At 55.6% G+C, this 12,611-nt stretch carries 9 protein-coding genes; 4 read left to right on the forward strand and 5 right to left on the reverse strand.

Annotation, left to right across the window (positions count from 1 at the left end):
- Positions 1-20 precede the first annotated feature (20 nt).
- From OLTU_RS18895 to OLTU_RS18910, 4 genes are all read right to left on the reverse strand, one after another.
- Complete coding sequence (locus OLTU_RS18895) at positions 21-1,613, reverse strand: hypothetical protein (protein WP_141734322.1); 1,593 nt, start codon at positions 1,611-1,613, stop codon at positions 21-23.
- Positions 1,614-1,654: 41 nt separating this feature from the next.
- Positions 1,655-2,164 carry a hypothetical protein gene (locus tag OLTU_RS18900; RefSeq protein WP_141734323.1) on the reverse strand — a complete coding sequence of 170 codons (510 nt, stop codon included), beginning with the start codon at positions 2,162-2,164 and terminating at the stop codon, positions 1,655-1,657.
- A gap of 232 nt (positions 2,165-2,396) precedes the next feature.
- Entirely contained in the window at positions 2,397-2,885 is a 489-nt protein-coding gene (locus OLTU_RS18905; protein ID WP_141734324.1) for a hypothetical protein, read from the reverse strand.
- Between the two features lie 12 nt (positions 2,886-2,897).
- A complete protein-coding gene (locus tag OLTU_RS18910; RefSeq protein ID WP_141734325.1) occupies positions 2,898-4,052 on the reverse strand; it encodes a zinc-dependent alcohol dehydrogenase in 1,155 nt (384 codons plus the stop codon).
- A 231-nt stretch (positions 4,053-4,283) separates the two neighbouring features.
- Between OLTU_RS18910 and OLTU_RS18915 the strand changes: the two genes are divergently transcribed.
- The 4 genes from OLTU_RS18915 (at position 4,284) to OLTU_RS18930 (ending at position 11,317) form a co-directional block, all read left to right on the forward strand.
- On the forward strand, positions 4,284-5,078 hold the full coding sequence (locus tag OLTU_RS18915; RefSeq protein WP_141734326.1) for a Crp/Fnr family transcriptional regulator: 795 nt from the start codon (positions 4,284-4,286) through the stop codon (positions 5,076-5,078).
- 208 nt (positions 5,079-5,286) lie between these two features.
- Positions 5,287-7,641, forward strand: a complete 2,355-nt coding sequence (locus tag OLTU_RS18920; protein ID WP_141734327.1) for a tetratricopeptide repeat protein — start codon at positions 5,287-5,289, stop codon at positions 7,639-7,641.
- A 245-nt stretch (positions 7,642-7,886) separates the two neighbouring features.
- Positions 7,887-9,992 (forward strand): 7TM diverse intracellular signaling domain-containing protein, encoded by a 2,106-nt coding sequence (locus tag OLTU_RS18925; RefSeq protein ID WP_141734328.1) that lies wholly within the window; start codon positions 7,887-7,889, stop codon positions 9,990-9,992.
- Positions 9,992-11,317, forward strand: a complete 1,326-nt coding sequence (locus OLTU_RS18930) for an adenylate/guanylate cyclase domain-containing protein (protein WP_141734329.1) — start codon at positions 9,992-9,994, stop codon at positions 11,315-11,317. The genes OLTU_RS18925 and OLTU_RS18930 overlap by 1 nt, the downstream gene beginning before the upstream one ends.
- A gap of 11 nt (positions 11,318-11,328) precedes the next feature.
- On the opposite strand, the gene OLTU_RS18935 is transcribed toward OLTU_RS18930, so the two are convergent.
- Complete coding sequence (locus tag OLTU_RS18935; protein ID WP_141734330.1) at positions 11,329-12,588, reverse strand: RtcB family protein; 1,260 nt, start codon at positions 12,586-12,588, stop codon at positions 11,329-11,331.
- Between the last annotated feature and the right edge of the window lie 23 nt (positions 12,589-12,611).

Genomic DNA, 12,611 nt, shown 5'->3' on the forward strand with positions numbered 1-12,611 from the left:
ACTCCTACTCCCCCTCTTTTTTACTGAAACGCGGTCAGCTGAACAACCTTCACACCCATCAAACTGGTGCTGGTCGTTCCAAGCTGAGTGAGGCGCAACTCGGCCCTGTCGGCCACCTTATCCACGCAGCTGCCGACATTCAGAAACTGAATGGCTTTGGGCCGAGCGGTGATCGCCACCTCCTGAAACTCCCCTTTATTCGCAACATCACTGTAACAACGAACTTCAACCTTGATGTCCTTGAACTCTTCCGTGGCTCCCTCCACCTGGGTCCAGGTGAAACCGAGCTGCCGAATCGGAGCCTTCGCATCCCAAAGGCCAGCCTTGGTGAAATCAAATTCATTCAAGGTATTGGTTAAATACAGGGTGGCGCCGGTAAAGTCGGTGTACATGTATGGATCCCCACCGTTCCCCACTTTTTCCGCAATCTTCACGGCCTCGATCCCGCCGGTGGCATTGCCGGGCACTTTCAGTTTGATGAGGTAGACATCACCAACACCGCGCACCATGCCCACCATGCTGCCGTCACCCAGCGCGCTGAGTGGGCCCACCTGGGCTCCGATGCTTTCCATCAGGTTATAGGTCGCGAAGCCTTTGCATTCCGGAGTTTTATACAAACAATCATGCGGATAGATGCTGATGTTGGTTCCCGACGATCCCCAGACCATCGCCTGTCGTGGTTCAAAAGCGAGCGTATAAAAATTGGTGGCATTGAACACGTTGCCCAGGCGATCGCCGGACATCGCATAACTGCCGTTGCCGTTGGAATTGGGCCCCACAGTCAGGGTGGGAAGATTGGTCGAAACAAAGGCCTTGTTCGGGGCCTTGTTGATATCAAGAGCGGTCATCGTTTTCAGATCGATGCCGATCGTGGCCCCGCTCACGAACTGCCCGTAATAGTGAAGACGGGCCTGATCGATAAAACAGCTATAACCCCATTGCACCGTCGTCGAAATGTTGACCGGCGGCGTGACGGTTGCAAATTTGGGAGCATAGGGCGGCTTGTCATCCTGCTCGATTTCCACGAAATTCCCTATGCCGTAGCCGATGCCCAGATAGCGCTTGCCGTTCTTGCGATAGCTCACCACACAGCTGCGTTCTTCAGCTCCGACGCCGGCGAGTTGAAAGTAATTGCCCTTGGCTGGCGTCTTATCAATGGCGCCTTCCGGCACTCCATCATGCAGGAAATAAAGGTGACCACCGTTCTTGGCGAGCATGACCGCACCGCCTTCCAGAACATAGGTACGGGTGCCTCCTGCGGGTGTGGCCTGGGACCAGCTCTTGCGCGTCTTTACCTGGCCTTTTTCCAAAAGCAGATGCTGTACATCACCAGCTGCCGTGGCCACCCAAATATGATTCTCCTCATTGGGGGTGAGCGCCTTGGTTTCAAAGCCGCCCTTGAACTTGGGATCAATGACCATATCGGCGATATTTTCAGCCAGAAGATCATGATTGATCGTTGACGGCGAGGTGGCCGGAGTCGATTCCGTCACGCCCGCTGTTTCCGGTTCCGTGGTCCCGATAGCGGCACCGCCGCGCAAGCCGCTTTTGTTACAGGCGCTCGCGCTGAATATCAGACCGACGATCATCCATCGTGTCCAGGTTTTTAACATTGCCCGTTACTCCCTCTTCCCTCAAGCCTGCTGCCCCGTCTCTAGTATAAACCAATCGAGGTCGCCGCCACATGCTCGTTGACCATGTAAGCGGCCCAGCTGGTGGCACGGCGCTTCTCGCCCTTGGCATTCACGCCTTCAATCAGGGTAATGTCCTTCAAATCAAAACTGCCGTCACAGATCAAGGCCGCGCCTTTCAGCGAACCATCGAGTGTGGCGATATCCTCGTTACGGCAGTCGGTGTCACGCCAGGCCTGTTCGAGCTGGGCCCAGCTCCTGCTGAAGCGGAGTTTTCCGGAAGCATCATGAAAATTGAGAGTGGTGTCGCCCTTTTCACTGCTGAGCATGCGCCCGCCCCACATGATATTCAATTTCAAGGCGCGGTTTTTCGGAGGCGTTCGCCTCAGCTGCATGTCGATGGCGATCGGTTGAATCGTGACCACTTCACCGAGTTTGGGCGAAAGATAACGCGGCTCGCGCGAGCAGGCCGACATCATCAGGCCTAGCGCGAGACCGATAAAGGGCCCGACCACGAGTTGGCTGACTTGCATGGTGGCATCCTTCCTTAAGCTTTCTCGTAGGAACTTATCGGCTCAGAAAAAGGCGGCACTAAGAATAATTATTGCCCAGGGGAAGTCCATGGAATCACCGCCTCTATTCGGCAGGATTTCAACATTTACGCGCGGTAAGATTCGGGATTTTATAGGCTTTTTCCAGGAAAGGCGAAGGGGCGAGCCGGGCCGGGTGCCCGTCGCCCCCGTGCAGTATGTTTCCCCTGTAGTCTCAGACCGACAGCCTGGATCTCCTGCTCCTCATGAAGAGGTAGCCGCCAGCCACGATACCGGAAACCACCAAAGCCTTTTTGATAAAGCCCTGACGATTGTATTTCCATTCCGCTTTCCAGCCCATTTCAGCAAAGATGTTGGGAATGTGGCCTGACTTCAAATCATCAATGAGGCCTTCCACCACGTTGATGCGATCGGCCAGTAGAATCGGCAGCCAGCGTTCCAGGCGTCCTTCCCCATAGGTATAGGCAAACTCCTTGATCCGACCGCTCAAACCCTTGGGCGGCAGCGTGGTGCCAAAGACTGGTGGCATGCGGGGATGTTCCACCGATCGGAATATTTTCACGGAACTTTGTTGCAGCTCGGGAATATCCCAGTGCGCTCCGGTGCCGCCAACCGGCTCCTTTTCCATCGGGACACCGGGACGACGGGCGGGATCAAGGTCAACTCCCCAGCCGGGAATTTCAGTATTTTCAAACTGCATCATGAGTCTATCCTTTCAAAAGGCGCCGCGGGGCGGAACCAGGACGGTTTTGATACAATGGTCGAGCTTGCTCGAGAACATGTGATAGGCGTCGGACACCTCCTCAAGCGGCACACGGTGCGTGATGATCGCCTTCGGATCGATGCGTCCCGCCTGTATATGCTCCATAAGTCGCGGCAGATGACGTTTGACGCTGGCCTGGTTCATCCGCAGCGTTAAACCCTTGTTGATGGCGTTGCCAATGGGCACGGCGTTGAAGGTGGGTCCATACACACCGACAATCGAGATGTTGCCGCCTTTCCGCACCGAATTGATCGCCCAATAGAGCGCCGTCACCGCTCCGGCTTGCAGTTTCAGCTTCACACCAGTCAGTCTTTGCAGGGCGCTGCCGCTGGCTTCGGCGCCGACCGCATCGATGCAAACATCAGGCCCGAGCCAGTCGGTGATCTTTTTCAGATGCACGACAATGTCATCAATCTCCTTGAAGTTGATGATTTCGCAAGGCGCATATTTCCGCACGAATTCCAGACGATAATCGACATGATCGATAACAATGACGCGACCGGCGCCGAAGAGCCAGGCGCAACGGGCGGCAAAAATCCCGACCGGTCCAGCCCCAAAGACCACCACGGTATCGCCTTCCTTGATATCGCCCATTTCAGCGGCCTGATAGCCGGTCGGCAGGGCGTCCGTGCACATCAGAGCATCCTCTTCATCCACATCGTCAGGAATCACCATGGGACCGATATCAGCGAAGGGAACCCGCACATATTCCGCCTGGCCTCCATCATAGCCGCCGGCTGTATGCGAGTAACCGAAGATGCCACCGACCGCCGTGGCTTCGGGATTCGAGTTATGGCAGTTGCCATAGAGTTCCTTCGAGCAAAAATAGCAGGAACCACAAGCAATATTAAAGGGTACGAGAACATGATCACCGACCCGCAGGTTCTGGACGGAACTGCCCACGTCCTCGACCACGCCTGTGAACTCATGACCGAAGGTCGTCCCCACACGGGTATCGGGAATAAGACCGTGATAAAGATGCAAATCCGAACCACAGATGGCGGAACGGGTGACGCGCACGATGGCGTCATTCGGGTGTTCCACTTTCGGTTCCGCCTTCTGATCCGCGCGCACTCGATACGGCCCGCGGTAGGTCATTGCTAACATAATCACCTCCAAGGTTGAGCCAACGAGAAAGATGATTAGCAAAAGCGAGGCCAGCCGGATGGGTGTTCCACCTCACTGGCGACACCCCCCCCGGAGGCTGGGACGGCGACTCCTCCATGCGGCTTCCGCGGCCAGGGTGAGGAGGCCAGGGACTGGACTCTCATCAGGAAACGACGGTCATGGTATAATGGGTCGGCATGCAATAGATCACGAAGGGACCAGGAGGCGTCCATGACACAGCCGATCGAATTCAGGGAAATCCCTCTTTTTCGCTATTTTGAAACCGATGCCCGTCAGGAACTTCCCAACTGGTTTACCTGGAAACAGGCGAAGCGGGGAGAAGTCATCCTTTCCTATGGAAAACCAGTCCCAGGCATCTTCATCATTGCCTCCGGTGAAGTCGCCGTCAGCATACCCAATGTCGACAGCCCCTTGGCTCTTTTACGAAGTGGACAATGCTTTGGTGAGATGTCTTTGGTCGAGGAGGTCGAAACCGCTTCCGCCACCGTAACGGTGCATTCCGCGGAAGTCCGCCTGATGTTCTGCGCGGCCGGTGATTTCAAAAAAATTCTCGTGAACATGCCGGGCTGCGCTTATTCCTTTTATAAGGGCGCGGCTCTTCTGCTCTCCTCGCGTCTTCGTCAGGTGAACAGCAAGCTGAACGAGCAGCTCTCTGAGTTTCACAATCTTATCACCGATGTCCTCAAGGATTCGCAGGTGTCCCGGCAGCTCACCGAAACCATGTCGGAGGTCAATGAAACCGGAGCGAATGTGGTCACGAAACTCATGCAGATCATGCCGGTGCTGAACAATCTGCATAAGAAATTTCCGGCTGCAAAACTCGATATCGAACAGTTGCAAAAAGTTCTCGAGGAAGTTTTTTTGGTCGACTCGCAGAACTTTGATCGCATCTCCCAGCAGCTGGATTTGATTTATCAGCAGTTTGAAAATATCAAGCGTGTGGCTAATGGTGGCACGGCCATTCCGCTCGCGGGTGACCGAAATCTGTTCCGCAAACCCGCATGAGAATGCGGGTCCCAGCCTAAAAACCCCCATGTAAAAACTCTGTCTCTCATCCGCTACAGAGAATGTGAACGGCATCTTTCCTCAAAAAAGGAATGATTTTTTGCGCTGGAATACTTACAAAGACTGATGTGTAAATTCCGGTTCCCCGTTCAATTGAACCGACTCAGCTGCGGCGACGGTCGGTTATGTCTCGTGAAGGAGACTGCAGATGGAAAAAATTCTCTACGCATGGCTGCTCATCGTGGCAAGTGCCGTCTCTTTCTCGAGTCTGCGCCAGGCCTCGTTTGTGTGGGATGATCAGCGCGCTTTGGGCCTCGTCGATAGCACCGACCAACCCGTCACGAGGTCACCAGCGGAATCCATACGCGACAGCTGGCGCCTCAAGCCTGGCGAAGCGTGGCAGCCGATCACGGGCACCCTCTGGGGCCTCGTGCAGGCGGTCGAGCCAGGTCAGGAGAAAGCACCGGCACTCCTGCATTGGCTGAGCTTTAGTTTGCATGTCCTGAATAGCATCCTTGTCATGTTGATTCTGACCGTAGCGTTGCAAAGCAGTGGCGCGGCTTTTGTCGGGGCCCTGCTGTTTGCCCTGCATCCCTTGCAGGTCGAGCCTGTGGCCTATATTGCCGCCACACCGTATGTACTCGGCGCCTTTTTTGCTTTGGTCGCGCTGTGGCAATATCTCGTTTATGGTGAGTTGCGCACGAGCGATTCCCGGAACCATGGGCGACGCCCGCTGCAGGTGGCCACCATCAGTTTTGTGCTCGCGCTTTTGACCACACCAGCCACCGCGATCACGCCACTCATTGCCATGCTGCTCGTCAATGTGTTGCCCAAACGCAGCTCTCTCTCCGCTTCACGGGTGCCTCTCTGGCCCTTGTTTTTGTGGGCTGTTCTGGCGATTGCGCCGGTTGTGTGGGCAATCCGTGCGGATCCTACGCAAACGCTCGCCGAGCAGACGCCTTTCTGGTATCGCCCCTTTGTCGCTGGTGATGCGCTCATGTTTTACATCATGAAACTACTGGCTCCTGTGATGCTGGGTCCCGATTATGGACGCTCGCCGGCTTTTGTCATGAATCACTGGTGGGGTTACCTGACCTGGCTTCTGCCGCTGATCATTCTCCTTTTCATTGGTTATAGTCGCGGCCAATTGCAGCGCATTTTCCTCGCTGGCTTTGGCATCTTCGTCGCCGCGCTGCTGCCTTATCTCGGCCTCGTGCTCTTCTCCAAGCAGGCCACTTCCACTGTAGCGGATTCCTTTTCCTACCTCGCGATGCTGGGGCCGGCCCTTGCCATGGCTGGCGCTGTCGCTCTCGGGCGTCGCGCCTGGCTGCCTGCGGTTTTTGCGTTGGCCATTGCGAGCTTCGGCTACTTGACCTGGCGCAACGTTCAGCATTGGCAAAATGATAAAGCGCTGTGGGAACATGCGATCGTCATCAATCCCAACAGTCCGGTGGTTCATGCCACGCTGGGGGATACGTATCGTCGCGAGGGACAGTGGGAGAAGGCCAAATTACACTATGAGCAGGTGCTGACGGTCAATCAGATCGATCCTGATATTCACTTCTACCTCGGCGAGATCGAGCAGCGTCATGGTTCAGCGCAGCGTGCCGCCGCCCTCTTTGAAAAAACGCTGGCCTTGAATCCCAACTTCACCGAAGCGCACAATCGTTTGGGTCTGGCCTACTATGATCAGGGAAATCTGGATAAGGCTCTGCTCCATTTTCAAAAAGCGGTCGACACGGCTCCGGAAAACAGCACCAATCTCCGCTACCTGGGCATGCTGCATGTGCGGCGTGAACAGTACGATGAAGCGATACCTTATCTGACAAAAGCTCTGGCTCTGGCCGACAAGAGCCGCACCGCGGAGCGCGCGCATTCGCATGCCCTGATGGGTCTTGCCCTCTCACGCACCGGCAAAGGACAGGAGGCGCAGTCACATCTGGAAGCTGCGGTGAAACTGAATCCGGCTGATCACACCGCACATCGCACCCTTGGTGATATTTATTATGAGCAGGGCGCTTATCAGGATGCCCGGCCGCACTATGAAAAAGCCTTCAAGGCCAATCCCAAGGATCCTGTGCTGAATCGCAATCTTGGCAATGTGCTGGCGCAGGCCAAGGAACATGACAAGGCGATCCTTTATTTCAGCAAGGCTCTGGAAATTCGTCCCGACTGGCCTGAGGTTCTCACGAATCTTGGCAACTCCTATTTCCATTTGAAACGACTGAAGGATGCTGAGGCCACCTTGAGGCGCAGCCTGGCTCTGAAACCGAAACAGGCGGATCCGCATCAGGTGCTCGGTGATATCGCCCGCTGGCAGGGAAAAAATGCTGAGGCCAATGGTGAATACTACCTAGCGTTGAAGATCAATCCGGAACATCCGGAAGCCAACTATCGCCTGGGCAACTGGTTCCTCAAAAAGGATCGTCGTGCGGAAGCGATTCATCATTACAAGATCGCCCTGCGGGGCGCGCCCAACGAAGGACGTTATATCAGTCAGCTCAGACGCGCGGAACGCAGACAGGATAACCCGAGCCAGGGCTCGGCGGATGCCACGATGTAATTCGCATCGGGCGTTTGCCCAGGCGCCGAGCCGGGGCTCGGCGAAGACAAGCGGGGAGGTTCGCCTCCCCTGCGACCTCCGAAGCCCCATCCTCTTTATTTTATTTGGATTTTTTTCAAGGCTTTTCCGAGTCCCTTTTTCCTGCCGCCCCACCCCCTCCGGACCCATAACCCATCAATAATTTTCCTTAATATTTTTCCAGGGAGTCCGACAACCCAGGGAGACTGACTGCGTTCAGGAAGATTATGAATCACTGGCTCCAACTTTGGTTCTTCCTCATCCTCGTTTTGACCACGGGTCAGCGGGCTCAAAGCGCTATGGCCGGGCCGGAACCGATCATGCTGCCACCCGGCACGGAAATGATGCCCCTGCAGCAGGGACTCCTTTATCTCGAAGACACCTCGCGGCGCATGACCATCGACGAGGTTATCAACGCCATGCAGGTGGGCCGTCTTCGCGAGCTTGCGCCCGGCACGAATAATCTCGGAATCACGCATCACGCCTACTGGTTTGTCGGCCGTCTCGACAATCCCCGCTCTGAGGCGCAGGATCTGATCTTCGAACTCAACTATGCTCTGCTCGATCAGGTGAACTTTTATGTGCTCGATGCGGATCGGCAGGTCCTGGAAACAATGGTGGCCGGGGATCGCGTCAAGCTCACCGATCGTTCGATCAAAGTCAAAAATCCCTCATTTCCCCTGCGCATTCCGGCGGAAAGCTCCCGCTTCTTCCTGCTGCGTATTGAAACCCTCGGAACCCTGACCTTGACGCCCAGGCTCTGGCAGCCGGCGGCCTTCATCACGCAGGTTAATCAGGAACAATACGTCTATGGCCTGTATTACGGCATGGCTCTGATGATGATCATCTATAACCTCTTCATGCTTTATTCCCTGCGCGAAAGAGTGTTCCTCGTCTACGTTGTCTACATCAGCATCTACAGCATTTTCCAAATGTCCCTCAACGGCCTCGCTTATGAATTCCTCTGGTCGGAATCGCCCATCTGGTCCAACTACGCAATCCCCGTCACGGCCTGTCTCAGCCTGCTTGCGGGCCTGGAATTTGCGGAAGTTTATCTGAACCTCAAAACCCGGGTTCGCTCCCTGTATCGGGTCGGCCTGACGCTCAAGATCCTTGTCCTTCTCCTTTTGGGCATGAGCCTGCTCTGGGATTATGCGGACCTTCTGAAATACGTGAGCATGCTGGGCGCGGTCTGCTTCCTCTTCTGGCTGATCTCGGGCTTTCACGGCATGAATCAACACTACCGTCCGGCGGCCTTTTTCAGCCTCGCCTGGACCGTCTTTTGTCTTGGCCATGTGCTTCTTTCCCTGCGAAACCTCGGCTGGCTTCCCAGCAATTTCCTCACGCTTTATGGAGCCCAGATCGGCTCCTGTCTGGAAATGGTCGCGCTCTCCATCGGGATCGCGGATCGCATGAATCAGGAGCGCCGGGAGCGGATGCAGGCCAAGGAGGAAGCTCTGCGGATCGAGACGAGGGCCCATCAGGATCAGCTGCGTTTGAACGCTTCATTTGAACGCTTCGTGCCACATGATTTTATCGAGCTGCTCGGCAAACGCGATATCCTCGAAGTGGAACTCGGTCAGAGTGTGGAAAAGGACCTCACCACCCTGTTCTGTGATATCCGCTCCTATACAACACTCAGTGAAAAACTGGGCTCGCAGAAGGGCTTTGCCTTCCTCATTTCCTACTATCAGTTTGTGGCTCCGGTGATCCGCAGCCATCATGGAGTCATCGATAAATATATTGGTGACGCCATCATGGGCGTTTTTGAACGCGGCGCGGATGATGCGATCCATGCCGGCCTTGCTCTGCTGGCCCGCGTGGGCGAATTCAATGCTGCCCATCTCTGGACCGAGCAGCCGATTGAAATCGGCATTGGCATCAACACCGGCTGGTCGATGCTCGGCATCATCGGGGAATCCTCACGTTTGGAAGGAACGGTGATCGGGGATGCCGTGAACCTCGCGGCGCGTTTGGAAAAAGCCACCGTCGAGTTCGGAGCGCCTTTGATCATCACAGGTTCGACCTTTATGGCGATCAAGCGTCCCGAGCGTCTGCATATTCGTTACATTGGTCAGACCGTAGTCAAGGGCAAGGTGGAGCGCATAGCCCTCTATGAGGTCTTTGATCATAATCCCGAGCAGGTCCGCGCCCTGAAACTGGCCCATCAGGGTCTTTTCGAACGCTCGGTGAAAGCCTATCAGGAGGAACGCTGGAACGATGCCCTGGATGGTTTTGAGGAACATCTTTCGTATCTGCCCCATGACCCGATCGCGCTGAAATATATTCAGCGCTGTCATGAAGGGCTTTTAAGTGTGAGCTTTGTGGCCTGATGATCAAGGAACGCTATCAAAAACTATCGCATTCCGCCCGCATCGGGGTGATGATGTCTTTGATGCCGCTTCCCGGCTGGGGACTCGGCAACATGGCGATCTTTGTCCTGGAGCGCATCTTCGGGCATCCGAGCGGCATCAGTCTCGTGAACTTTTTGATTGTCCCGGCCTTCCTCACCGTGATCGGCCTGATCGCCACCTTTTCCCAGCTTTATAAAGTCCTGCGCATCCCGGCCGGCCGGATGACCCTGATCCTGACCGCCATGCATGGGGTCTGGTCGGAATATGCAGCGGTCCAGATTCATGAAGAGTACAACGGCTATCTGATCCTTTTTCTCTTCTCGTTTGGCCTGCTCTTCCTCAAAGTCTCCGCCGGCTTTGTCGTGACGCTGCTCTTTTCCAGTGCGAACGTGATGGTGGTCCTGGCCCTGATCTACTTCCTCAAAGTTCCCTGGGGCACGGATGAGGAGCTTTTTATCTTTCTCTTCAGTCTCTATGCCTTCAGTACCGCGATCCATAATGAAATCACCCGGCGGAATTATCTGCAGCTGAAGCGCGAACAGAAAAAGACCACGCATAGTTTCAAACAGCTCAACAAGGTCTTCTATCCCCACCAGCTCCGCATGATGGAGCAGGGCGTCGAACTGGAAAAAACCATGCCCTGTGGTTCCGGCAAAGGCTGTGCAATCTTCTTCGACATCATGGCCAGTTCCAAGGTCGAGCATGAGCGGGCCCAGACCCTGTTCCGGGAGGCCTTCGGTCGCTGCAGCGAGCTGATGATGAGCCAGTACGATGCCGACCGCATGGAGTGCAATGCCTTCCGCATCAATGAAATGGGCGACGGCTTCCTCTGCTCGATCGGCTACCCGTTCCAGGCACCGGACGGTCGTTCCAATGCCGAGGTGGCCCTGGAGCTGTCCTATCGCTTTATTGAAATTTTTGAACAGAGCATGCGGACGCTGGATTATACCAGCCCCATCCACTGTTCGATTGGGATTGCGGCGGGGGAACTGGAAAGTTTTTATACGACCTATCGTCCCGTTGAATATCACATGTACGGACGCGCCGTGATCCTGGCCACGCGTTATGAAGAGGTGCGGAAGATCCTGGCCCAGTCCATGGCCATTACCGGGTCCATGATCATCCTGCAAAGTCACGTCTATCGCAGTCTGCCGGCTGACACGCGACGCGACTTTCAGGAACTCGATCTGCAGGCGCATGACCTCAAGGTTCGCGATGATCCGTCCGCCACCCGACTCTTCTATCGCATGGTCAACATCCTGGAGCAGGACGAGAAGCCCCAGGATAAGCTCCAGGCGTCCTGAGGGATGGGTCCTCAGCCTTTCACACAGATGAGCTGCCGCAGTTCCTCGACGACCTCGACCAGATCACTCTGGTTTTCCATGACCTCATCAATATTCTTATAGGCCGCCGGGATTTCATCGAGAACCCCATCATCCTTGCGGCATTCAATGCCGGCTGTCTGCCGTATGAGATCCTCTTCGGAATACAGCTCACGCGCCCGGGTGCGCGACAGACGCCGACCGGCTCCGTGCGAACAGGAGCAGAAGGATTCCTCCTCACCGCGTCCCTTCACGATAAAGGACCGCGCCCCCATCGAACCGGGAATGATACCCAGGTCGTTGGCGAAGGCACGCACCGCACCCTTGCGGGTGACCCAGACGTCTTCGCCGAAATGCGTCTCGCGCGCCACATAGTTGTGATGGCAGTCGACAAAGGTGAGCGCATCCGCCTTCAGCTGCGAGCCTCGGGCATCGCGCAAGTCAAACAGCGCGATGATCTCATTCAGGACGAGACGCCCCATCGCGCGCCGGTTCAGGTACGCAAATTCCTGCGCCCAGAGCATGTCGCTGATATAGTGTTCAAACTCCGGCGTGCCTTCCAGAAAATACGCGAGGTCCGCATTCGGCAGTTCGATAAAGGCCTTTTTCATCAAGCCCCGCGCGATGTTGATGTGATGCTGGGCAATCATATTCCCCACGCCTCGCGAACCGGAATGCAAAAGCAGCCAGACTTCATTTTTTTTCGAGACACAGACTTCAATAAAATGGTTGCCGCCTCCCAATGTTCCCATCTGCGGCGCAACTTTTTCGAGCGAACCGAGATGACGATCGTTTCCCACGATGCTCCAGGCGCGGTCGAGCACCTCTTCCTTGCCTTTCAGACAGGCCTGGCTTTCCGCAGGCCGCAGGATTTTCAGGCCTTCGTTGTGCTTATGCACAGCCTGTCCGACGGGAACCGCTTTCTCTATCGCCTTGCGCAGACGCAGAAGTTTACCGTCCAGGTCCTCCGGCCTGAGTCCGGGAATTTTATAAGCTGACATGCCACAGCCCAGGTCAACACCCACCGTGGCCGGAGTGATGGCGCCTTTGGTCGCGAGGACGGAACCGATGGTCGATCCCTTGCCGGCATGAACATCCGGCATCACCGCCACATGCTTGAAAACAAAAGGCAGGGTGCCGAGCGCACGCAGCTGTTCCAGAGCATTCTCGTCAATATCATGTGTCCAGATCTTGGCCACGGCAGCCAGAGGACGTCCCGTCGCATCGTTTTGAATCACTTGTTGAACGGGCACAGCTGATCTCCTTCCTCAAAGTC

It is taken from the genome of Oligoflexus tunisiensis, assembly GCF_001748245.1.
Classification (GTDB): Bacteria; Bdellovibrionota_B; Oligoflexia; order Oligoflexales; family Oligoflexaceae; genus Oligoflexus; species Oligoflexus tunisiensis.